The 22600-nt window shown below is 38.2% G+C and carries 27 protein-coding genes and 1 riboswitch; of the genes, 19 read left to right on the forward strand and 8 right to left on the reverse strand.

Annotated features, from left to right (window positions below; genetic code table 11):
• Nucleotides 1–3 precede the first annotated feature (3 nt).
• The 14 genes from FOT98_RS27775 to yunB all read left to right on the forward strand — a co-directional run bounded on the left by FOT98_RS27775 (nt 4) and on the right by yunB (nt 13330).
• Nucleotides 4–312, forward strand: a complete 309-nt coding sequence (locus FOT98_RS27775) for a thioredoxin family protein (protein ID WP_080467534.1) — start codon at nt 4–6, stop codon at nt 310–312.
• 154 nt (nt 313–466) lie between these two features.
• Nucleotides 467–811, forward strand: coding sequence for a hypothetical protein (locus FOT98_RS27780; RefSeq protein WP_000781217.1), 345 nt, complete (start codon nt 467–469; stop codon nt 809–811).
• A gap of 125 nt (nt 812–936) precedes the next feature.
• Nucleotides 937–1044: riboswitch (SAM riboswitch) on the forward strand.
• A gap of 179 nt (nt 1045–1223) precedes the next feature.
• Entirely contained in the window at nt 1224–2249 is a 1026-nt protein-coding gene (locus FOT98_RS27785) for a methionine ABC transporter ATP-binding protein (protein WP_063260503.1), read from the forward strand.
• The gene (locus FOT98_RS27790) at nt 2242–2907 is read left to right on the forward strand and encodes a methionine ABC transporter permease (protein WP_061678021.1); all 666 of its coding nucleotides are present in this window, start codon (nt 2242–2244) and stop codon (nt 2905–2907) included. Before FOT98_RS27785 ends, FOT98_RS27790 begins: the two co-directional genes overlap by 8 nt.
• A gap of 23 nt (nt 2908–2930) precedes the next feature.
• Nucleotides 2931–3743, forward strand: coding sequence for a methionine ABC transporter substrate-binding lipoprotein MetQ (gene metQ, locus FOT98_RS27795; protein WP_063260504.1), 813 nt, complete (start codon nt 2931–2933; stop codon nt 3741–3743).
• Nucleotides 3744–3811: 68 nt separating this feature from the next.
• A complete protein-coding gene (gene metQ / locus FOT98_RS27800) occupies nt 3812–4618 on the forward strand; it encodes a methionine ABC transporter substrate-binding lipoprotein MetQ (protein WP_063260505.1) in 807 nt (268 codons plus the stop codon).
• 238 nt (nt 4619–4856) lie between these two features.
• Entirely contained in the window at nt 4857–5642 is a 786-nt protein-coding gene (sufC, locus tag FOT98_RS27805) for a Fe-S cluster assembly ATPase SufC (RefSeq protein WP_000929163.1), read from the forward strand.
• A gap of 15 nt (nt 5643–5657) precedes the next feature.
• Nucleotides 5658–6950: a Fe-S cluster assembly protein SufD gene (gene sufD, locus FOT98_RS27810; protein WP_000152177.1), complete on the forward strand. Its 1293-nt coding sequence runs from the start codon at nt 5658–5660 to the stop codon at nt 6948–6950.
• A complete protein-coding gene (gene sufS, locus FOT98_RS27815) occupies nt 6950–8170 on the forward strand; it encodes a cysteine desulfurase SufS (protein WP_001020767.1) in 1221 nt (406 codons plus the stop codon). Before sufD ends, sufS begins: the two co-directional genes overlap by 1 nt.
• On the forward strand, nt 8160–8591 hold the full coding sequence (sufU, locus tag FOT98_RS27820; RefSeq protein WP_000009525.1) for a Fe-S cluster assembly sulfur transfer protein SufU: 432 nt from the start codon (nt 8160–8162) through the stop codon (nt 8589–8591). The genes sufS and sufU overlap by 11 nt, the downstream gene beginning before the upstream one ends.
• A gap of 48 nt (nt 8592–8639) precedes the next feature.
• The gene (sufB, locus tag FOT98_RS27825) at nt 8640–10037 is read left to right on the forward strand and encodes a Fe-S cluster assembly protein SufB (RefSeq protein WP_001118824.1); all 1398 of its coding nucleotides are present in this window, start codon (nt 8640–8642) and stop codon (nt 10035–10037) included.
• A 748-nt stretch (nt 10038–10785) separates the two neighbouring features.
• On the forward strand, nt 10786–12177 hold the full coding sequence (locus tag FOT98_RS27830; protein ID WP_080467535.1) for a bifunctional metallophosphatase/5'-nucleotidase: 1392 nt from the start codon (nt 10786–10788) through the stop codon (nt 12175–12177).
• 64 nt (nt 12178–12241) lie between these two features.
• Nucleotides 12242–12544 (forward strand): YunC family protein, encoded by a 303-nt coding sequence (locus FOT98_RS27835; RefSeq protein WP_000248463.1) that lies wholly within the window; start codon nt 12242–12244, stop codon nt 12542–12544.
• Between the two features lie 54 nt (nt 12545–12598).
• Nucleotides 12599–13330: a sporulation protein YunB gene (gene yunB, locus FOT98_RS27840; protein WP_063260507.1), complete on the forward strand. Its 732-nt coding sequence runs from the start codon at nt 12599–12601 to the stop codon at nt 13328–13330.
• A gap of 36 nt (nt 13331–13366) precedes the next feature.
• On the opposite strand, the gene FOT98_RS27845 is transcribed toward yunB, so the two are convergent.
• On the reverse strand, nt 13367–14350 hold the full coding sequence (locus FOT98_RS27845; RefSeq protein WP_061678025.1) for a M23 family metallopeptidase: 984 nt from the start codon (nt 14348–14350) through the stop codon (nt 13367–13369).
• 189 nt (nt 14351–14539) lie between these two features.
• Here FOT98_RS27845 and lipA point away from each other — a divergent pair, with 189 nt between their 5' ends.
• Both lipA and FOT98_RS27855 read left to right on the forward strand, forming a co-directional pair.
• Complete coding sequence (gene lipA, locus FOT98_RS27850; RefSeq protein ID WP_000166375.1) at nt 14540–15436, forward strand: lipoyl synthase; 897 nt, start codon at nt 14540–14542, stop codon at nt 15434–15436.
• A 74-nt stretch (nt 15437–15510) separates the two neighbouring features.
• The gene (locus FOT98_RS27855) at nt 15511–15840 is read left to right on the forward strand and encodes a DMT family transporter (RefSeq protein WP_063260508.1); all 330 of its coding nucleotides are present in this window, start codon (nt 15511–15513) and stop codon (nt 15838–15840) included.
• 11 nt (nt 15841–15851) lie between these two features.
• Here the strand turns inward: FOT98_RS27855 and FOT98_RS27860 are convergent, their stop codons facing one another.
• The gene (locus tag FOT98_RS27860; protein WP_063260509.1) at nt 15852–16334 is read right to left on the reverse strand and encodes a YbaK/EbsC family protein; all 483 of its coding nucleotides are present in this window, start codon (nt 16332–16334) and stop codon (nt 15852–15854) included.
• A 74-nt stretch (nt 16335–16408) separates the two neighbouring features.
• Complete coding sequence (locus FOT98_RS27865; RefSeq protein WP_063260510.1) at nt 16409–16963, reverse strand: histidine phosphatase family protein; 555 nt, start codon at nt 16961–16963, stop codon at nt 16409–16411.
• Nucleotides 16964–17247: 284 nt separating this feature from the next.
• Here FOT98_RS27865 and FOT98_RS27870 point away from each other — a divergent pair, with 284 nt between their 5' ends.
• Nucleotides 17248–17691, forward strand: a complete 444-nt coding sequence (locus FOT98_RS27870; protein WP_063260511.1) for a hypothetical protein — start codon at nt 17248–17250, stop codon at nt 17689–17691.
• Nucleotides 17692–17714: 23 nt separating this feature from the next.
• Here the strand turns inward: FOT98_RS27870 and FOT98_RS27875 are convergent, their stop codons facing one another.
• Nucleotides 17715–18530: a YhfC family intramembrane metalloprotease gene (locus FOT98_RS27875; RefSeq protein ID WP_063260551.1), complete on the reverse strand. Its 816-nt coding sequence runs from the start codon at nt 18528–18530 to the stop codon at nt 17715–17717.
• Between the two features lie 99 nt (nt 18531–18629).
• Here FOT98_RS27875 and FOT98_RS27880 point away from each other — a divergent pair, with 99 nt between their 5' ends.
• Nucleotides 18630–19361: a MerR family transcriptional regulator gene (locus tag FOT98_RS27880; protein ID WP_063260512.1), complete on the forward strand. Its 732-nt coding sequence runs from the start codon at nt 18630–18632 to the stop codon at nt 19359–19361.
• A gap of 37 nt (nt 19362–19398) precedes the next feature.
• Here the strand turns inward: FOT98_RS27880 and FOT98_RS27885 are convergent, their stop codons facing one another.
• On the reverse strand, nt 19399–19977 hold the full coding sequence (locus FOT98_RS27885) for a YhcN/YlaJ family sporulation lipoprotein (protein WP_063260513.1): 579 nt from the start codon (nt 19975–19977) through the stop codon (nt 19399–19401).
• 115 nt (nt 19978–20092) lie between these two features.
• On the opposite strand from FOT98_RS27885, the gene FOT98_RS27890 reads away from it, so the two are divergent.
• Nucleotides 20093–20404 (forward strand): YutD family protein, encoded by a 312-nt coding sequence (locus FOT98_RS27890; RefSeq protein ID WP_002003766.1) that lies wholly within the window; start codon nt 20093–20095, stop codon nt 20402–20404.
• A 38-nt stretch (nt 20405–20442) separates the two neighbouring features.
• Here the strand turns inward: FOT98_RS27890 and FOT98_RS27895 are convergent, their stop codons facing one another.
• The 3 genes from FOT98_RS27895 to glpX all read right to left on the reverse strand — a co-directional run bounded on the left by FOT98_RS27895 (nt 20443) and on the right by glpX (nt 22568).
• Nucleotides 20443–20940: a hypothetical protein gene (locus FOT98_RS27895; protein ID WP_063260514.1), complete on the reverse strand. Its 498-nt coding sequence runs from the start codon at nt 20938–20940 to the stop codon at nt 20443–20445.
• A gap of 373 nt (nt 20941–21313) precedes the next feature.
• Nucleotides 21314–21580, reverse strand: a complete 267-nt coding sequence (locus FOT98_RS27905) for a DUF3055 domain-containing protein (protein WP_000392615.1) — start codon at nt 21578–21580, stop codon at nt 21314–21316.
• Nucleotides 21581–21596: 16 nt separating this feature from the next.
• Nucleotides 21597–22568, reverse strand: coding sequence for a class II fructose-bisphosphatase (gene glpX / locus FOT98_RS27910; RefSeq protein WP_000439090.1), 972 nt, complete (start codon nt 22566–22568; stop codon nt 21597–21599).
• Between the last annotated feature and the right edge of the window lie 32 nt (nt 22569–22600).

Raw genomic sequence — 22600 nt, forward strand, 5'->3', positions numbered from 1 at the left:
GGAATGATAGAAGTGATTGACTGGACAGGAGCCGAAGCAACAGCCCTAATAGAGAACGAAGAAAAAACAGTGTTATATGTATATACTCCAATGTGTGGAACATGCCAATTAGCAAAAAAGATGTTAACAGTCGTTGAGATGACAATTGGAGACCTCCAAATTGGAATGTTAGATTTAAATTATGCTCCGCATTTAGCGAAAGAGTATGGAATCGAAAGTGTACCGTGTTTACTTGTTTTTGAAAATGGGACACTCATGAAGAAGATATATGCATTTCATTCGGTTGAATATTTATATACGGAATTAAAGTAGGCGGCAAAGTTTTTGCCGCCTCGACATATTTCTCGGGAAATATGTCGAGAGGCAGTGTGGTTACAGTATTTGTCGAGCGAAAGTAACAGGATTGCTCTTTAGTGAGAGGGAATGGTATGTGTAATAGAAAGTGATATGAAGGATGTGATTTAGGGTGAAATTATATTCTTTGCTACAATCATTTGTAAATTACGCTAATGGTCAATATCATTTAGAGCCGCTTTTAAGACAAGGAGAAAAAACGGTTAATTTCCGTTTTGGAGATGAAAGTTGTTCGCTACAAATTTCAAGGGATTATATAGAGCTGCTACATGAGGAAAGAGGAACGGAGCAAATCGTTTGTGTAGATGAAGAAGATGTAAAACAATTGGTGAACGGCAATGTAAGGTTGCAAATGTTAATGAACGATGGACGTGTGCAATATTCGGGAACATACCGAACGATGCTATTAGTCGAATCGATGTTTCATATATGTAAACCGATGTCAGTAGGTGCTTAAAATTCTGAAGGTTCATTTTTTACGAAAATTTCTGTTGACATGGTGTGCGGATATTGATACAATTCAATTCATAAAATATAGACAATTTCATAAATTACAAATCAGACGAAAATGTAATCTGATTTCTCTTATCAAGAGAGGTGGAGGGACTGTGCCCTGTGAAGCCCGGCAACCGTCAACTTATGTTGAAATGGTGCCAATTCCTGCAAAGCAAATGCTTTGAGAGATGAGAGAGAGGGATAATGTTGTTATATACGCATATAAACCTTTCTGCTTCTCTAAAGCGGAAAGGTTTTTTTATTGTTTGAATGTGGAGGACATTCAAATAATAAAAGTAGTGATAACGGTGGACTACACGCATTAAACATAAAAAATTGCGGAGTCGATCCAAATAAAAAAGGGGTGATACACCATGATTCTATTAGAGAATGTAAAGAAAATATATAAAGCAAAAAGCGGTGATGTCACTGCTGTAGATAATGCCAATTTAAAAATAGAGAAAGGCGAAATATTTGGTGTTATCGGATATAGTGGGGCTGGGAAAAGTTCGTTAATCAGATTATTCAATCAGCTAGAGAAACCAACTTCAGGCCAAATTACAATTGCAAATCGTGTGATTTCAGCAATTACAGGAAGTGAACTTCGTAAGGCAAGGCAAGAAATCGGAATGATTTTTCAGCATTTCAACTTACTTTGGTCACGAACTGTACGTGAAAATATTGAATTCCCACTTGAAATTGCAGGTGTTGATAGGGCAGCGAGAAGAAAACGCGTTGATGAGTTAATTCATCTCGTTGGTTTAGAAGGAAGAGGAGACGCGTATCCATCTCAGCTGAGCGGAGGACAAAAGCAACGCGTTGGTATTGCAAGAGCGTTAGCTAACAACCCGCAAGTGCTTTTATGTGATGAGGCAACATCAGCTCTTGATCCAGAAACGACAGATCAAATTTTAGATTTATTATTAGATATTAATAAGCGTCTCGGTTTAACAATTGTACTTATTACACATGAGATGCATGTGATTCGAAAGATTTGTAATCGAGTGGCGGTAATGGAGAAAGGAAAGATTGTAGAAACGGGTCCAGTACTTGATGTATTCCGCAATCCGCAGAAAGACATTACGAAACGATTTGTACAGCAGTTAACGGATTCTGAAGATACAAATGAAACGATTGAAAGTTTAATTGAAAAGTATCCAGATGGTAAAGTCGTTCGTTTGCAGTTTATCGGTGAGGCTGTAGAAAGACCAGTACTTCAAAGATTAATGCAACGCAGTGATATAGAAGTTAGCATTTTGCAAGGAAATATCGCACAAACGAATAACGGCTCTTACGGTACTTTAGTTGTTCATTTAAATGGTGAGGAAACAGCGATCCAGCAAGCGATAGAGGGAATACATCAAGATCAAGTAGAGCTGGAGGTGATTGCACATGGATAAATTACTCGCAAATGTTGATTGGAATCAAATGTTAGAAGCAACTGGTGAAACGTTATATATGACGGCAATCGCAGCTCTTGCGACATTTGTTTTAGGACTAATTTTAGGATTGTTACTCTTTATGACAGCGAAAGATAATTTATGGGAAAACAAGACGGTTAACACAGCGATTGGAGCGTTCGTAAATATATTCCGTTCAATACCGTTCATCATTTTAATCATTTTATTAATCCCATTCACAAAGATTCTGCTTGGAACAATTCTTGGAGCGAGTGCAGCACTGCCGGCTTTAATTATTGGAGCGGCACCATTCTACGCGAGAATGGTTGAAATTGCACTTCGTGAAATTGATAAAGGTGTAATCGAAGCTTCAAAAGCGATGGGAGCAAAAACAAGCACAATTATTTTAAAAGTGCTAATTCCAGAATCATTACCAGCATTAGTATCTGGCATTACAGTTACGACAATTGCTTTAGTAGGCTATACAGCAATGGCGGGAGTTGTTGGTGCTGGTGGCCTTGGAACACTTGCATATTTAGAAGGATTCCAACGAGGAAATAACGATGTAACAATCGTTGCGACAATTTGTGTATTACTAGTTGTATTTTTCATTCAGTGGATTGGTGATCGTGTAACGGTTCGAATAGATAAACGATAATAAAAAACGGGAGGATGTTTCAAATGAAAAAATTATTACTTACAGCACTTATTTCAACTTCAATTTTTGGGTTAGCAGCTTGTGGCGGGAAAGATAAAGATGAAAAGAAACTAGTTGTAGGGGCTTCTAACGTGCCGCATGCGGTTATTTTAGAAAAGGCTAAACCTTTATTAGAGAAAAAAGGAATTGATTTAGAAATTAAAAAATTCCAAGACTACGTGTTACCAAATAAATCGTTAGCGGATAAGGATTTAGATGCAAACTACTTCCAGCACATTCCGTATTTAGAAAAAGAAATAAAAGATAAAAAATACGATTTTGAAATTGCAGGAAAAATTCATTTAGAACCAATTGGTGTATATTCTCAAAAATATAAGAGCTTAAAAGAGCTTCCAGACGGGGCGACAATTATTATGAGTAATTCCGTTACTGACCATGGACGTGGTTTAGCAATTTTACAAAAAGAAGGCATTTTAAAAATTAAAGACGGAGTAGATCCAGTTAGTGCAACTCCAAAAGATATTGCAGATAATCCGAAAAACTTAAAGTTCAAAACGGATATTGAGCCTGGTTTGTTACCACAAGTGTATAACAATAAAGAAGGCGACGCTGTTTTAATTAACTCGAACTATGCAATTGATGCGAAATTAAACCCAGAAAAAGATGCAATTGCAATTGAAGGCGATGATTCTCCATACGCAAACGTATTAGTGGTTCGTAAAGGTGATAAAGATAAAAAAGCAATTAAAGAGCTTGTAGAAGTATTACATTCTAAAGAAATTGAAGACTTTATTACTAAAGAATATAAAGGGGCAGTTGTTCCTGTAAAAGAATAATTGCTGAAAAGGGCTGGTGTATGCCGGCTCTTTTTTACTACATAAATATAGGAAGAAGGGGACGTCATATGAAAAAGATTCTACTGTCAGTTGTTACAGCGCTGTCTGTATTTACATTAGCTGCTTGCGGGGGGAAAGAAGAGAATAAGCTTGTTGTGGGGGCTTCTAACGTACCGCATGCTGTTATTTTAGAAAAGGCACAGCCGATACTAGAGAAAAAGGGTATTAAATTAGAGATTAAAAAGTTCCAGGATTATATTCTGCCGAATAAAGCGTTAGCAGATAAGGAAATTGATGCGAACTACTTCCAACACATTCCTTACTTAGATAAAGAAATTCAAGAAAAGGGATATAAAATTGTAAACGCAGGAAAAATCCATTTAGAGCCAATGGGTATTTATTCTAAGAAATATAAAAGTTTAAAAGAACTTCCAGATGGCGGAACAGTTATTATGAGTAATAACGTAGCGGAGCGCGGCCGTATGCTCGCATTGTTACAAAAAGGCGGCGTTATTAAATTAAAAGATGGCGTAGATGTTGTTCAAGCAACAGTGAAAGATGTTGTAGAAAATCCGAAAAACTTAAAGTTTAAAACAGATGTAGAGCCTGGATTGTCACCAAAGCTGTATGAAAATAATGAAGGCGATGCTTTATTCATTAATTCAAACTATGCAATTGATGCGAAGTTAAATCCAACAAAGGATGCAATTGCGATTGAAGGATCAGACTCTCCGTATGCAAATATTATTGCAGTTCGTAAAGGTGACGAGAAGAAAAAAGAAATTCAAGAATTAGTAGAAGTACTGCATTCAAAAGAAATTCAAGACTTTATTACTAAAGAATATAAAGGTGCTGTACTTCCGGTAAGTGAATAAATATGAGGAAAGGACTGGAAAATTACCAGTCCTTTTTTCTTTATATAAATAAGAAGAAAGGTGTATCATAGAAAGATGTGAAGGAAATACTTATATACATTTGTGAAAAAATTGTTACTTTTTTTCGTCGTTTGCGATATCATTTTATTTGATATAAGATTAGAATGAGAATAAAATGAGAATATGAACGTTTTAGGAATTTTTAAAATGTATATATAGGATTAATGGAGGTATTGAGATGGCTGGTTCTACATTAACGGTTAAAGACTTACACGTATCAATTGATGGCAAAGAAATTTTAAAAGGTGTAAACCTTGAAGTAAAAGGTGGAGAAATCCACGCAATTATGGGACCTAACGGAACAGGTAAATCAACTTTATCTTCTGCGATTATGGGTCACCCAAAGTATGAAGTAACAGAAGGTAGCATCATCATCGACGGTGAAGATGTATTAGAAATGGAAGTAGACGAGCGCGCACAAGCAGGTCTATTCCTAGCAATGCAATATCCAAGTGAAATTAGCGGAGTAACAAACGCTGACTTCTTACGTTCTGCAATTAATGCACGTCGTGAAGAGGGCGATGAAATTTCTCTTATGAAATTTATCCGTACATTAGATAAAAACATGGAATTCCTAGAAATGGATCCAGAAATGGCACAACGTTACTTAAACGAAGGTTTCTCTGGTGGAGAGAAAAAACGTAATGAAATTCTTCAATTAATGATGATTGAGCCAAAAATCGCAATCTTAGATGAAATCGACTCAGGTCTTGATATCGATGCATTAAAAGTTGTATCTAAAGGTATTAACCAAATGCGCGGCGAAGAGTTCGGTTGCCTAATGATTACGCATTACCAACGTTTATTAAACTACATCACTCCAGACTTCGTTCACGTTATGATGAACGGTCGTATCGTTAAATCTGGTGGCCCTGAGCTTGCACAACGTCTAGAAGCTGAAGGTTATGACTGGATTAAAAAAGAATTAGGTATTGAAGACGAAACAACAGAGCAAGAAGCGTAAGAGAGGAGCATAAACATGACAATCGGTACATTACCTTTCGATCAAGAAACAATCCGTCAACGCGCAAGCGAAGTAAACGAAGCTGCTTGGTTGACTGAGTTCCGCTTACAAGCTCTTGCACAAGCAACTGAACTTCCAATGCCAACGCCTGATAAAACGAAAATTGAGAAATGGGACTTTATCGGAAAAGGCGACGCTGCTAAGCAAGAGCCTGTAAGTTCTTTAACAGAGCTTCCAGAAGCAGTGAAAAACTTAATCGATGAAAATAACAGCGTATTGGTACAACGTACTGGTACAACTGCATTCGTTTCTTTAGCAGACGAAGCAAAAGAAAAAGGTGTTATTTTTACAGACATCGTAACAGCTGCAACAGAGCATGCTGAACTATTACAAAAGTATTTAATGAAAGACGGCGTGAAAGTAGACGAGCATCGTTTAACTGCACTTCATGCTGCATTAATCAACGGCGGTGCATTCGTATATGTTCCGAAAAACGTTGTTCTTGAAACTCCACTTCAAGCTGTATTCTTAGTAGACGGCGAAGAAGCTAACGTATATAACCACGTATTATTCGTAGCTGATGCGAACAGTACTGCAACTTATGTAGAAAACTACGTTGCAAATGAAAATGCTAAAGGTATTGCAAATATCGTAGCAGAAGTAATCGTGGAACAAGGCGCACAAGTGAAATTCGGTGCGGTTGATCTATTAGCAAAAGACGTAACAACTTACGTTAACCGCCGCGGTGTTGTAGGACGCGACGGCCGCATTGATTGGGCTTTAGGCCTTATGAATGACGGAAACACAATTTCAGAGAACGTTACAAACTTAATGGGCGACGGTTCATATGCTGATACGAAAACAGTAACAATTGGCCGTGGTAACCAAACACAAAACTTTACAACTAAAGTTGTTCACTTCGGTAAACACTCTGAAGGTTGGATTTTAAAACACGGTGTACAAAAAGATAGTGCAACATCTATCTTTAACGGAATTGGTAAGATTGAACACGGTGCATCTAAATCAAATGCACAACAATCTTCTCGCGTTCTTATGTTAGATGAGAAAGCTCGTGGGGATGCAAACCCAATTCTTTTAATCGACGAAGATGATGTAATGGCAGGTCACGCAGCTTCAGTAGGCCGCGTAGATCCGTACCAATTATACTACTTGATGAGCCGTGGTATTCCAAAACGCGAAGCAGAACGTTTAGTCATCCATGGATTCTTAGCACCTGTAGTAAATGAGCTTCCAATTGAAGGAGTAAAAGCACAGCTTGTTGAGGTAATTGAAAGGAAAGTTCGCTAATGAATATTCATGAAATACGCAAACAGTTTCCAATTCTTGATCAAAAAGTGAACGGCAAACAACTTGTATATTTCGATAGTGCAGCAACTTCTCAAAAACCAATTCAAGTCATTGAAACGTTAGAACGTTACTATAAAGAATATAATTCTAACGTGCATCGCGGTGTTCATACGCTCGGTACGAAAGCTACCGACGCGTATGAAGGTGCACGCGAGAAAGTTCGCAAGTTTATTAATGCGAAATCAATGGAAGAGATTATTTTCACGCGCGGAACGACAACTGCATTAAATACAGTAGCGGCTAGCTATGGTCTTGAAAATGTAAAAGAAGGCGATGAAATCGTTATTTCTTACATGGAGCACCATAGTAACATCATTCCGTGGCAACAAGTTGCGAAGAAAACTGGTGCAACTTTAAAATACCTTCCGCTTCAACCAGACGGTACAATTTCTTTAGAAGATGTTCGTCAAACAGTTACACCGAATACAAAAATCGTTTCTATTATGCAAGTTTCAAACGTGCTTGGAACGATTAACCCTGTAAAAGAAATCGGAGCAATCGCACACGAAAATGGCGCAATTATGGTCGTTGACGGTGCACAAAGTACACCTCATATGAAAGTGGATGTACAAGATTTGAACTGTGATTTCTACGCATTATCTGCTCATAAGATGTGCGGACCTACAGGTATCGGCGTATTATATGGTAAAAAAGAATTGCTAAACAATATGGAGCCAATTGAATTTGGCGGTGAAATGATTGATTTCGTAGATTTACAAGAATCTACTTGGAAAGAGCTTCCGTGGAAGTTTGAAGCAGGAACACCGATTATCGGTAATGCAATCGGACTTGGAGCGGCAATTGATTTCCTAGAAGAAATCGGTCTTGATAATATTGAAAAGCATGAACATGAATTAGCGCAATATGCTTTAGAAAGACTATCAGAAGTAGATGGCGTTACAATTTATGGTCCAAAGCATCGCGCTGGTCTTGTTACATTTAACATTGAAGACGTACATCCTCACGATGTAGCGACAGTATTAGATGTAGAAGGCATTGCGGTTCGCGCAGGACACCACTGTGCACAACCGCTTATGAAGTGGCTGAAAGCTTCTTCTACAGCACGTGCGAGCTTCTATTTATATAATACAAAAGAAGAAATTGATACATTTGTTGAATCGCTAATTAAGACAAAGGAGTATTTCACAAATGTCATTTAATAATTTAGATACGTTATATCGTCAAGTTATTATGGATCATTATAAGAATCCTCGTAACAATGGCGTGTTAGAAGATAGTGTTACAGTTAACTTGAACAATCCAACTTGCGGCGATCGTATTCAACTTACGATGAAAGTAGAAGAAGGTATTGTGCAAGAAGCGAAGTTTGAAGGAGAAGGATGTTCCATCTCAATGTCTTCAGCTTCCATGATGACACAAGCAGTAAAAGGTAAGAAAATTGAAGAGGCACTTCAGCTTTCTAAAATTTTCTCTGACATGATGCTAGGAAAAGAGTACGATGACAGCATTGATTTAGGAGATATTGAAGCATTACAAGGCGTATGCAAGTTCCCGGCACGTATTAAATGTGCAACATTAGCGTGGAAAGCGTTAGAAAAGGGCTTAAACGAAGATAAGTAATGTTAAAGGTTCCTAAAAACGAGGTTATCTAAGGAGGGACACACCAACATGGCGAAGCAACTGCCAGATATCGGCGATTATAAATATGGTTTCAAAGACAAAGACGTTTCGATTTTCCGTGCTGGACGCGGTTTAACAAAAGAGATCGTTGAAGAGATTTCACGTATGAAAGAAGAACCACAGTGGATGTTAGACTTCCGTTTAAAATCACTGGATAAGTTCTATGAAATGCCAATGCCACAATGGGGCGGCGACTTAAACGACTTAGATTTCGATGAAATTACGTACTACGTAAAACCATCTGAGAAATCTGAGAAGTCTTGGGATGAAGTGCCTGATGAAATTAAAGCAACATTTGATAAATTAGGTATTCCAGAAGCTGAGCAAAAATATTTAGCTGGTGTATCTGCACAGTACGAATCTGAAGTTGTATACCACAACATGAAAGAAGACCTAGAAGCTCTAGGAATCGTCTTCAAAGATACAGATAGCGCATTAAAAGAGAACGAAGATATTTTCCGTGAGCATTTCGGAAAAGTAATCCCACCAACAGACAACAAATTCTCTGCATTAAACTCTGCAGTTTGGTCTGGTGGATCATTCATCTACGTTCCAAAAGGTATTAAAGTGGATACACCACTTCAAGCGTATTTCCGTATTAACTCTGAAAATATGGGACAATTCGAGCGTACGCTTATCATCGTAGACGAAGGCGCACACGTACACTACGTAGAAGGTTGTACAGCACCTGTTTACACGACTAACTCACTTCACAGTGCGGTAGTAGAAATCATCATTAAGAAAGATGCATATTGCCGTTATACAACAATCCAAAACTGGGCGAACAACGTATACAACCTAGTTACAAAACGTGCGGTTTGTGAAGAAAACGCAACGATGGAATGGATTGACGGTAACATCGGATCTAAATTAACGATGAAGTACCCAGCAGTTATCTTAAAAGGCGAAGGCGCTCGTGGTTTAACATTATCTATCGCGATTGCTGGTAAAGGCCAACACCAAGATGCTGGTGCGAAAATGATTCACTTAGCACCAAACACGTCTTCAACAATCGTTTCTAAATCGATTGCGAAGCATGGTGGTAAAGTAACTTACCGTGGTATCGTACACTTCGGACCAAAAGCGAAAAACTCTCGCTCTAACATCGAGTGTGACACGTTAATTATGGATAACCAATCTACATCTGATACAATTCCTTACAACGAAATCAAAAACGATTACGTTTCACTTGAGCACGAAGCGAAAGTATCGAAAGTATCAGAAGAACAATTATTCTACCTAATGAGCCGCGGTATTTCTGAGCAAGAAGCTACAGAAATGATCGTAATGGGCTTCATCGAGCCATTCACTCGCGAACTTCCAATGGAATACGCAGTTGAAATGAACCGCCTAATCAAGTTTGAGATGGAAGGTTCTATTGGTTAATATTTAATTAAAGTGGAAGCGGCTCGTTCAGAATGTGAGGGGGATGGAGCTTCTGACGTAGAGGCGCTTTTTGCCTCATAGGAAGAAGTGAAGCCACCGAACATTCTAGCCGCTGGAACTGGATAATATATAAAGTGGAAGCGCCCTGCTATGCAGGGCGCTTTTTTATGTTGTGCTTGGGTTGGGTTCAGTTTAGGTTAGTTCAGGGTCGGATACCCAGGTGGGTGTTCAGTTAAATATATCAGCGATTTTTCAAATATATCGACGATAACTCGGAATATATCGGCGATTATTTCAATATATCGACGATTCGACAAGGAATATCGACTTATTGACAAAGTAAGACAAAAGAAATTCTTCATATACCCCGCAACATTTTATATGAAAAGAGAACGACTGGAAGTAAGGCGAAGATACTGACAAACCCCATTGGAGAATCCACCAAATTGCTCGCTAAACCACTCAGAAAAACAAACATAAAAAACTCGGTTAAACTTTTTGACAAATCCCCCCCCTCCCGAACCCCAACCACAAAAAAACACCTCCCCCACCTAAAACCCTTCCACAAACTAGAAAAAGTTTTCCTATCAAAAAGGGCAATCTTTTGCTTTTTCCCTCAATGCGAGTACAATGTAAAATAGCAAGAAAAGACGAAAAGTATTTACAGGATTATTGCGTACGCGTAGCGTAAATGGCAGTAAGGAACTGAGAGGAGGTTTTTTCTCTGAATATAAATAAAGAAACAATCATCCACCTTTATCATACAAACGATATACATAGTCATTTTGAAAATTGGCCGCAAATTTCTCGGTTTGTACAAGGAGAGAAAAAGCGAAGACAGGAAGCGGGAGAGACCGTTTTGACGGTTGATATCGGCGATCATGTGGATCGTTTTCATAGTATTTCGGAAGCGACGAATGGACTTGGCAATACGGAGCTTTTGAATGAGGCGCTATATGATTATGTAACAATCGGAAATAATGAAGGAATTACGTTAGCGAAGGAGCATTTGAATCGTCTATATGATGATGCTGGATTTGAGGTGCTCGTCGCGAATTTATTTGAAAAAGAAGGGGTACGTCCGGAGTGGGCAAAGCCTTATAAATTACATACAACGACAGATGGGATTACGATTGCTTTTATCGGATTAACGGTAGCGTATCCAGAGTTTTATCATATGCTCGATTGGCATATTGAAGATCCGCTTATCCATTTAGAGTCTATTTTAGAAGAAGTGCGAGATGAAGCTCATATTACGGTTGTCCTTTCTCACCTTGGAAAAAGCATGGATGAGTATATGGCGGAGCATTATGATATAGATGTTATTTTAGGTGCACATACGCACCATTTATTTGAGCGTGGTGTTCTGATGAATAATACGTTACTTTGTTGTTGTGAGAAGTGGGGACGTTACGTTGGGCACGTTCAGCTTACTGTGGATAAAGAGACGAAGAAGCTGTTGAAAAAGGACGGTAGAGCGATTAAGACAGACCGTTTAGGTGCTTATAGCAAACCGTTATCCACAATTGAATTGCTGCAGGAAGAAAGTAAACAGATTATGGCCGAGCCTGTCGTTCATTTAAAGGAAGCATTACCGGTCGATTGGTTTCAGGAGACATCATTTTCGCGCATGTTAGCAAATGCGCTGAAAACGTGGTGTGGTGCAGAAATTGGAATGGTGAACGCTGGTGTGCTATTAGAGGGATTAAATGAAGGTGTTGTGACGCGCGGAGATATTCACAGAATTTGTCCACATCCCATTAATCCATGCTTATTAAAAGTACCAGGGAAAACGTTACGAGAAGTTATTTTGAAAGCGCGCCGTCCAAATATGGAGAATCTTGAGGTAAAAGGATTTGGATTTCGCGGGAAAGTGATGGGGAAAATGATTTACGCTGGTGTCGAGGTCATTCCAGATACGATTCCTGGGAATAAAATTTTACTCGAAGATGTATTGATTAACGGGGAATCGCTGGAATTAGATCGTGTATATACAGTAGGAACGATTGATATGTTTACATTCGGCTACTTATACCCAGAGCTATCCACACTTTCTGACAAACAATATTATATGCCAGAGTTACTCAGAGATGTGTTAACAGACGTGTTGATAACTCATACATCTTCCGTTAAACTATAGGCTAGTTACTTGTAACACTCATTTTTCTCTTGTCATACAGATAAGAAAGAGAGGAGTGTGAACTATGGTTAATGTGGAGCCAATTATAATCGATAATTATACGTTTATTGCGGTTAGCGTCAAACTTCCAAAGACAAATTTGCTAGCTGTAATGAGCGATAAAGGATATATTATGTGTGGTGCATTAGATGTAGGTCTTTTAAATGAGAAGTTAGGGGATCGAGGTATTATTGCTGGCCGCGCGGTTGGTGTAAGAACGATTGAACAACTTCTTGAAGCACCGCTAGAATCAGTAACGATTGAAGCCGAAGCTTTAGGTATTACGGCCGGCACAATCGGAAAAGAAGCATTATTAAAAATGAGATAAGCATATATCGTCCCTCCTTCTTGCATAGAAATGATATAAGAAGGAGGTTTTTTTATGAGTATATTTCGTTCGAAAAATTCGCGGTTTCGAAGGGGGCCTATTTCCTTTCGGCATATACTGCTTATGTCGTTTATTCTTTTTGTTATATTACTCGTGCAAGGATTATGGATTGTGAATAGTAGCATTCAGCCGACATTACTTAAATATGGAGAAGTAGAGACGCATAAAATGGCGACAGCGATTATGACGAAGGCGGTAAAAGATAGAATTAATGAAGGTTTTGATGTCGATTCATTAATGAAAGTACAAAATGATAAAAACGGGAAAGTATCCACAATTAATTTAAATACGAAGCAAGTAAATGAAATCGTAACGTCAACGACCACATACATAGAAAAATATTTACAGCAAGTAGAACAAGGTGATTTGAAGGGGCTAGGTATTTCTGAAAAAAATGGAGCAACGATGGCAGTTCCTTTTGGTCGTGTAACGGATAATGCGCTTCTTGGAAATATAGGACCTGATATTCCAATTGATTTCACGACGATTGGTCATGTGAATACAGATATTAAACAAAAAATTGAACCGCACGGAATCAATACGACAGCGATTCAAATTATTATGGAGATGGAAGTCACGTTACAAGTGATTATTCCATTCCATACGAAAGAAATAAAAGTAAAACAAGATGTTCCGATTGCAACGCGCATTGTTCAAGGGGAAGTGCCTACTTATTACGGAAGCGGGAGTGTTGTTGTACCTGATAAAAAGAAAACGGATAGTTAGCCGAATATAAAAAATAACCGTAGCATATTGCTACGGTTATCGTTTTGTATTCGCGCGTTCTTTTCGCTCCCAAAGACTTAAATGCATGTATGGATCGAAAGCCCATTCTGTATAACCATTGTCTTTATACATGCCGAAATGTAAGTGAGGAGGGAATTTTCCCGCTGTGCCGGGAGGTCCGTAACCGGTGCTACCGACAAATCCGATTACTTTTCCTGGTTCGACAATTTGTCCAAGCTGTATTTCTTTTGAGAATCCGCCTAAATGAGCGTAATAATGGTAATTGTTATGAAGGTCACGAATACCGATGCGCCATCCGCCAAGGCGGTTCCAGCCCTTTGTTTCAATGATGCCATAGCAAGTGGATCTTACTGGTACGCCATAGCCTGCAAAAATATCAGTGCCTTCATGAACTCTTCTTCCCCCAAAACTTCTTCCAGCGCCAAAAGTACTACGGTAGCTATGGTCGCTACGAATTGGAAGTGGGAAAGCATTTCCTTCTAAATTAATACGTCCATAATGTTTATAGATTTGGGCGTATTCGGTAATTAATTCAACTGTTTTCGCACGTCTATAATATTCCCAAAGCATAATGTGAACACGGTCTTCGGACGTTCCTTGTTTCTTTAAAATCGTTGCTGCTGTATGCAAAAGATCACGGTCGTTATTTGCATTTGCAAATCCATCTTTGTCACCATCTAAACCTAATCCGCCAAATAGAGAAATTGTATGGGGGAGAGTGTCGTTACCATTAACGGGTCCAGCCCATATTTCTGGTTTGAAATAAAGGGAAATGATGGCATCTGGTTTTTTCGGAATATCTTTTCTTACGCTCCGTATATTTCTTTCGTATTGATCCATTGCAGCTAAGTAATACCACGGAATGCCTGAAGATTGCTCGGTTTCTTTATATAGTGCCATGCGCTTTTCGTATATGCTTTGCTGATTATCTTCACCGTAAGCGATGTTTTGGTGGAGAAGAAAGCAAATCGAAAGCAAAAGAGAAATTTTTCGAAGCATGAAATAGACTCCTTTCACAACATCACTCTTTTTAGTGTGGGATATACGGAGTATTTCATTATAGGGAACGATTGGAAAAAATCTTAGAATCTTCATTTGAGCAAATCGCTTTCATACGTTAGAATAGATATGTTACATTGAAAGAAGCGAACACGGTAAACTATTTCATATTGTGCGGAGTTGATAACCATGACAAAACAAACAGAATATAAGCGCAAGCCCGAATGGTTGAAAATTAAGTTAAACACGAATGAAAACTATACAGGCTTAAAGAAAATGATGCGTTCTAAGAATCTTCATACAGTTTGTGAAGAAGCGAAATGTCCGAATATTCATGAATGCTGGGCTGTAAGAAAAACAGCAACATTTATGATTTTAGGTGCGGTTTGTACACGTGCTTGTCGTTTTTGTGCGGTTAAAACAGGCTTACCAACTGAGCTTGATTTACAAGAGCCAGAACGCGTAGCAGATTCTGTAGTACAGATGGGCTTAAAGCACGTTGTTATAACAGCGGTTGCACGTGATGATTTAAAAGACGGAGGAGCAGCTGTTTTTGCTGAAACAGTACGCGCTGTACGTCGTAAAAATCCATTTACGTCAATCGAAGTATTACCATCTGATATGGGTGGAGTAGAAGAAAACTTAAAAATGTTAATGGATGCAAAACCAGATATTTTAAACCATAACATTGAAACAGTACGTCGATTATCTAACCGAGTTCGCGCTAGAGCAAAATATGACCGTTCATTAGAGTTTTTACGTCGAGCGAAAGAAATGCAGCCTGATATTCCAACTAAATCGAGCATTATGGTGGGCTTAGGTGAAACGAGAGAAGATTTAATTGAAGCAATGGATGACTTACGTGCAAACAATGTGGATATTTTAACTCTTGGACAATACCTACAACCATCTAAGAAGCATTTACCAGTTCTTAAATATTACCCACCAGCAGAATTTGCAGAGCTTAAAGAAATTGCACTTAGCAAAGGCTTTAGCCACTGTGAAGCTGGTCCACTTGTGCGTTCTTCTTACCATGCGGACGAGCAGGTTCGTTCTGCAAAAGAAAAAACAGCAGAAGCAAAATAATAAAAAACTCCTTTTTAGTTTAAAACTAGGAAGGAGTTTTTTTCTTTTAAAAATGATAGAAGGGGAGTATGAATGTGAAAGCTTTTATCTTCTTAACGATAGCAATTGTAAGCGAAGTATTCGGGACATCAATGTTAAAGGTATCGAATGGATTCACAAAATTGTTACCGAGTATAGGGGTAGTAATTGGATTCGCTTCAGCATTTTTCTTCCTATCTAAATCATTGCAGCATATGCAACTTAGTACGGCATATGCAATATGGGCAGGAGTGGGAACTGCTTTAACAGCACTCATTGGTGTATTTGTTTGGAAAGATGCTTTTACATGGCAAACTGCAGCGGGATTAATACTTATTATAGGCGGAGTTGTTGTATTGAATTTGTCAGGTTCTGGTGCACATTAACAAGAGAGCTATTATAAGCTCTCTTGTTTCTTATACTCTAAAACAGCATTTGGGCATGTTAATAAGATTTTCTTTAATTCCTCTGTGGATAATTCAATTGTAAATTCAGGTACACCAGGTGTGATTAAAATTTTGTCGTAAGCATAAATTGCACGATCCACAATAATCGTTACATGTTGTGAATAACCGAAAGGAGCGACACATCCTGGCGTACAGCCAGTTTCTTCTCTTAGCTCATCAGGAGAACAGAGAGATAAGCTTGCTCCTGTTATTTCCTTCATCTCTCCTCGGTTGAGCCTTGTGCCCTCTAACGTAAAAAATACGTAATAATCTCCAGACTTTGCTTTTAAAAATAAGCTTTTACTTGGAGTGCCGTGTAAGCCAAGCCTTTCACGTACGATACGATCTGTTTCATAATCGAGTACTGGTTCGTGTTCAAACTTTTCGTAAGAAGCATTTGTTTTATGTAGTAAAGCAAGTACATCTTCGTACATATGGAGTGATACCCCTTTCTATTGTTAGTACAGTTTCTTCTCGTGGCGTCAACTGAATGTGTTGGAAAGAGATATTACTTGGACGGTGCTTCCCATAATCGTTTTAGGGTACATTCTTTATCAATTGTAATGTCGTAAATATCAGGATTCGTTAAAGCTCGCCATTCATTAAAGCCAATCGTATGATTAAAGTGCTTTAAAATGAGCGTAAGTAAGTTTCCATGTGTAACGAGTATTGTTGTAGTATGATTTAATTTTAAAACGTCTTGGATAAGAGATATAGCACGGTCCGTTGCTTGTTTTGTCGACTCTCCGCCTGAAAAGGCAATATCTATATTTGTAAAAGTAGTTTCTAGTTTTTGCATCCAATCGTCCATTGGAACGTCGCTTAATATGCGTTCAGCTAATCGTTCATCTTCTTGGATAGATAAGTTAGCTTGGAGCGCATAGGGCCGGATAGAATCAATTGCTCGCACAAATGGGCTTGAAATAATATGATCTATTTGTAGTTGGTTTTCTAAGAGGAATGTAGCAAGGGTGTTTGCTTGTTTTTTTCCGGCAATCGTTAATTCGGCATCACGTTCTTGTCCAGTTGCTGAACAGTGTCGTATTACAATCAATTTCTTCATAATTCATCCCCATCTTTCAAGTTGACGCTATATACTTCGACAAATGTGGAAAAAATTCCTTTTTATCCCGCTTTAATGGGCAGTAAGACCCCCACCTCAAAATTCAGCGAAAGCAAAGAAGTTAGGGGGGATCAACTGCCCATAAAAGTCCGATTGGTGAGGGCTAATAATCAGTGGGGGATGAAGAAAATCCCCACTGATTAAAGTTTCACTTTATTGGAAACGGCATAATGATTTAATTATGTGGAAAAGTAATGTGGATAATGAACATTTGAGGTGCACTTATGAAAAAAATGATATGTATTATATTCAGTCTTTGTTTTTTTCTGCACTTGTCCACAACATATGCAGAATCGAATACAAAATTAAATTATCCAAGCAACCGAAATAAATCGTTTGTGAGTGAAGATGTATTTTATAAACAGTTAGATAAGAAAATCTATAAAGAATACAACAATGCAGCATATAGCGTTCGAAAAAAGATCTTATTTAAAGAAGTGCCTGATGAAGAATTTTCTTTCCTACAAAAAACAGCCGCTGGTTGTCGGGGTAGTGTGGTGTTTCAAGATTCGTTTATTCACCCTGATCGCCAAGTTTATTTTTTTGCGTCCTTTTTTCAAAATGAAGTAGAAGAGTTTCATAAGTACATCGTCATAGATGCAGAAACAAAGAGGGAGCTGCAAGCGGGGAAAAACTATCGTCATTATGATAATCCTTATAAAAAATAACCCACCAACTGGTGGGTTATTTTTTACTCTGGTACACTCATTAAGTTCTCTTTCATTTTACGAATAAGAATGATAGCACCAATTGTGAAGAGAAGGGTGATTCCTTCTGCAACGAAGATGTTGATTGTTTGTGTTTGGTAAAGCGCCGCGAAAAAGTCTACAAATGCGTGGAATAATATAGCGTAAACAAGGAAGATATATTTCTTCTGTTTTACTGCGTATAAGACAAGCATCGTAAAGGCAATTTGCAACACAAGAGCCATAATTCTTTCTAGGCTACCAAATAAGTATAAATAGGCAGGTTGCTCTATTAACAAGTCCTTAATGTGGATTAACTGTGGATATTGATCAACCATTTGAGCGAAGCTACCGTTGTTAATCGATGTTGCAAAGGTAAGATTTTGAAGCCCGGCGAATCCGCCGACTAAAATTGATTCAATACCGCCGTGTCCAATTCCGTATGCAAGACCGTCTGTATACTCACGATATTTTTTTAATAAGTAGTAAAAGGCAACGAAACGACCTAGTTCTTCAAAAATACCAGCTGTTAGACCGCCATAAAGCGCAAAGACAAATGGATTTTCTAAAATTGGAGCGATTGCCGGATTTCCGCGCATAAATAGGTGGAACGGTGTCTCGAGAATTTGAGTAAACCCAATAAAAATAAGAACACCAACGCCGACTACTTTCCAATTAATATGATATTTTTTACGAAAATAAACAAACGCAATAATAGGTACCAGAATCGAAAGCACAAGTTGAATTGTGATGCTGGCAATTACAGTATTTGAAACCATACTTTCACCGCTTTCTAATATATGTACATATCTATTATGCATGAAATATAGTGGAGATGAAACTTTTAACAAAAAATGAATGTACTTATTGACTCTAACGTTGCGTCATACTTTATCGTATGTACTAAGGGGGAGATACACATGACAATGAAGGTAAAAGAGGTAGCTAATTTAGTTGGAATTAGTGTGCGCACACTGCATCATTACGATGAAATTGGGTTGTTAACCCCAGACGAGACGACAGAGTCTGGGTATCGTCTGTATTCCAATGAAAATTTAGAGAAATTGCAGCAAATTTTATTTTTTAGAGAACTAGGCTTCCCTTTGAAGAAGATTAAAGAAATTATCATGAGTCCATCATTTGACCGAGAAGAAGCGCTACAGCTTCATAAGAAAATGCTTATTGAAAAGCGTGCCAGGTTAGATAAAGTGATTGCGACGATTGATAAAACAATTCAACATACAAAAGGAGAGATTGAAATGACGAACAAAGAGAAATTTGAAGGCTTCGATTTCAGCCATAATCCGTACGAAGAAGAAGCGCGTGAAAGATGGGGAGACGCAGCTGTAGATAAAGCGAATGAATATGCGAAAGGTATGTCAAAAGATAATCAAGAAGAGTTCAATACGATTTACAGAAATTTAGCGGCGCTTAGACACGACGCACCAGATTCTAAAGAGGCACAGGAAGCAATAGGAGTATGGTACGATTACTTGCAAAACTTCGGAGAATATTCATTAGATGCTTTTAAGGGACTCGGTCAAATGTACGTCGCTGATGAGCGCTTCACGAAAAATATTGATAAGTTTGGCGAAGGATTAGCACAGTTTATGTGTGATGCGATGGAGGTTTATGCGGATCGTAAGAAATAGTCAAAAATAAAGAAGGTGGAGGTTTTCTCCATCTTCTTTATTTTTTAATCATATCACTCAAAGTCTGATCCCCTGTATTGTTTAAATGAGGATTTTTACTCATTTCTCGTTTTAGCATGTCGAGGCTCTGTGTATATTCTGTATCATTTAAAGCGCCAGATTGAAGGCCTTGAATTTGAGAAATCAACTTTTGGTCTGTTGATACATATGCTTTATAATAGCGAGGGACGATGGACAAAGCAGCTTTATATACTTGATCTGCTACGAGTTTTGGATCCGTTGTGTTTGCACGGTATACAACAAATACTTCATCATCGGTAACGAGCGTAGCAGCGTTTGTAACGTCAGGAAGTTTGACTGTCATGCTTGTAATCATTTCAGCGACTTTCTCACGGTTAATGGCTCCTACTTGTTTGTTAGATACTTCATGCTTTTGTTTAGATGAATAACCGACTCTCGTTAATCGTGTATTTGTATTTTCCGTATGATACATGTCGTTTTTATTGGAAACAAGAACACGGCTTCCTTCTTCACGTTCCATTTCGGCTTTATTCGTTGATTGGCAGCCTGCAAATAAGGAAAGAGTGAGGAGAGAGAGTATAATTTGTTTTTTCACGATGTATCACCTCCTTCTCCATAGCATGCACTAATTTTCAATTTTTTGTATTTGAAATTGTTGGTTGGTATGCTTTGTGATACGATAAAAAGAAGAATGCTTAGAGAGGAAGTTAATGATGGAGCAAAAGCAAGAGCAAGAGATGCATGCTACGGTGAGCATTAATAATGTTCAGTACGAAGTAATTAAAAACTTTCGTGATGGTTTTAGTGAAGAAGCATTTAAAGAGCGTTATGCAGAAATTTTAAATAAATATGATTACATCGTTGGGGACTGGGGTTATGAGCAACTTAGATTGCGCGGTTTCTTTGATGATAGTAATCAACGTTCGACATATGATACGAAAATTAGTACTTTATCAGAGTATTTATACGAGTACTGTAACTTCGGTTGTGCACACTTCGTATTACGAAAAGTGAAGAAATAAAAAAACCTCTTACGATTGTAAGAGGTTTTTTTACTTGCTCACAAACAAATTGAAATAGAATCGCCTTCAGAAAGTAGTGCGTTTGGTTTCATGTGTTGCCCGTTCAATTGAATATCCCCATTTTTAATTTTATCCACAATACGTGTACGGCTCCAGTCGGAAATATATGTGGATAAAGCTTTATCCATTCGGTGTGAACCGAAAACGATATCTAATACGATCGTGATTTCGGCTATACCGTTTTCTTTATGTTGCGTAATGGAAATGGTAGTAGTTGTTTCTGTTTGATCTTGCTGCGGCATATCGACTGTTTCAACGTGATCAGTAAATGCTTTATAAATACGAAGTTTTTGATTCCACGTATGATCTTTTGGACATTTGTAAATGGCAAAGCGGTATATATTTTTTCCATTGGCGTTATGCCTACGAATATTCGTGTCAGTAAATAGGGTAGTGCGTCTGCAATTTTTACAATACTTTTCGATTGTGTTTTGCTCATTTTCATATAAACTCCAAGAAAGTTGTACTTTCTGCATTTTTCTTCACCTCTTATAGTAGTGGCAAAGAAACGTAATACAGCTATTTGGATGTCTTGTAGTATGAAGACATGAGAAATAGATAAAAATAAAAGGAGGTTCCCCAAAGAGGAACCTCCGTAAACATCATACTACAGATGCGTTACGTTCCTTTGTAATGGGAATGGGCAGACTACTCCCTTGAAAAAGCGAGGTGCTTTTTTGAGAGTAATGCTATCCAATTGCTGGTCCATTACAAAGTAAATGTTGGCATACGTAGATAACGTCCTTTCTATCCAAATAGATTTATTCTTAATTATAACATATTGGTTTGAAAATTCAAAATACTTAAAGTGGAAAAACACCAGCTAAAATAGCTGGTGCATACGATAAATTATATAAGTTCAAATAAAAATGAGCGTAGTTCTTCTGCAATTTCTTCAGTCATAGAAAATGCATGCTCTAAGTAGCCTGGTTCGTTTAAATCGTCAGGACCGATGATTGCAAATTTATTGCGCTGCATATCAAGGACAATTGTTTTACCGTAATGACGATCGGAGTATAAAAGCGCTAAATCATGACGCTCATTTTCTCCCATAAAGCTAACGAAACGAGTTCTTGTAGCGACTGTATCGTCGTACAGAAAGAAACGTTCTTCCATACACATGGCTCCTTTATTAAATATCTAAGTTTAAGTGTGGTTTATGATCTAAATGGTGATGCGTTTTAATGAATCGTACCGTTCTTGTTTTGTAGCGCATAACGATAGAATATGTTTCAGCTAAATCTCCGCCAAGGAATTTCACACCGTCTAATAACTCACCAGCAGATACACCAGTTGCTGAGAAGATTGCATCATCCCCAGATACTAAGTCATCTAACATAAGAAGTTGACGAGGGTCTTCTAATCCCATTTCACGACAACGAGCTTCTTCTTCTTCGTTCATTGGAACTAAGCGAGCTTGCATTTCACCTTCAAGGCATTTTAATGCTGCTGCAGAAATAACACCTTCTGGAGCTCCACCAATACCTACGAATAAATCAATACCCGTTCCAGGTAGTGCTGTTGCGATTGACGCACCAACATCACCATCACCAAATAATTTTACGCGTGCACCTTTTGCACGAACACGGTCAATAATATCTTGATGACGTTCACGTTCTTGAACGATAACTGTTAGATCGCGAATCTTTTTATTGTTAGCTTCTGCTACAATTTCAATTGTTTTTTCAATTGGATCATCTAAGCTAATTTTACCAGCTGCTTTTGGACCAACCGCGATTTTTTCCATGTACATATCAGGAGCATGAAGAAGGTTTCCTTTATCTGCGATTGCGATAACTGCCATTGCATTTGCAAGGCCTTTTGCAACGATGTTTGTACCTTCTAATGGGTCAACGGCGATGTCTACTTCTGGACCGTTACCTGTTCCTAGTTCTTCACCAATATACAACATCGGTGCTTCATCAAGTTCTCCTTCACCAATTACAACTGTACCTGCCATGTTTACTGAATCAAACATATCACGCATTGCTGTAGTTGCTGCATCATCTGCTTCGTTTTTCTTTCCGCGGCCCATCCACTGTGCGGATGCTAATGCTGCTGCTTCTGTTACACGGACAATTTCTAGTGCGAGTTCACGTTCCAAGATTCCATTCCTCCAATTTCAAAAATCATACA

This window comes from Bacillus sp. HY001 (assembly GCF_007558965.1).
GTDB classification, from domain to species: domain Bacteria; phylum Bacillota; class Bacilli; order Bacillales; family Bacillaceae_G; genus Bacillus_A; species Bacillus_A mobilis.